This is a genomic window from Rhizobium mayense (assembly GCF_030272705.1).
In the GTDB taxonomy this organism is placed as follows: domain Bacteria; phylum Pseudomonadota; class Alphaproteobacteria; order Rhizobiales; family Rhizobiaceae; genus Rhizobium; species Rhizobium mayense.
Map to the genome: position 1 here is coordinate 1 of NZ_JARFYM010000112.1, position 577 is coordinate 577.

1 protein-coding gene is annotated in these 577 nt (G+C 57.9%); it reads left to right on the top strand.

Annotated elements, in window-relative coordinates; genetic code table 11:
* On the top strand, positions 1 to 553 hold a 553-nt coding region (locus PY649_RS34815), incomplete at its 5' end, for a NodA family N-acyltransferase (protein WP_285873616.1).
* Positions 554 to 577 lie beyond the last annotated feature (24 nt).

Below are 577 nucleotides of genomic sequence, written 5' to 3' on the forward strand. Positions count from 1 at the left end.
CGAGTTGGAACTCGCCGAACATGTCGAACTCGCCGAGTTCTTTCGAAAGACCTATGGGCCAACCGGGGCCTTTAATGCAAAGCCGTTCGAGGGCAGTCAAAGCTGGGCCGGAGCAAGACCTGAGCTTCGTGCAATCGCCTATGACGCTAGTGGCGTCGCCGCTCACATGGGATTGCTGCGCCGGTTCATAAAGGTTGGCACAACCGATCAGTTGGTGGCTGAGCTCGGACTATATGGTGTGCGTCCGGATCTCGAGGGTTTGGGGATCGGGCATTCGATCCAAGCCATGCTTCCGGTGTTGCGCGAACTGGCTGTTCCGTTTGCTTTCGGCACGGTGCGGCCCGCATTGCAAAAACACATTGAGAGGTTCGGTCGAAACGGCCCGGTGACTGTTGTGTCGGAGATTAGCGTACGATCCACGCTGCCACACGCGCGTACAGACCTGCCACCCACGCGCGTCGAGGACCCACTTGTCATTATTCTGCCTGTTGGACGGCCAATCTCCGATTGGCCAGCTGGTACGACGATCGACCGGAACGGACCGGAGTTATGACGCACCTCGATTGCTTATACGAAG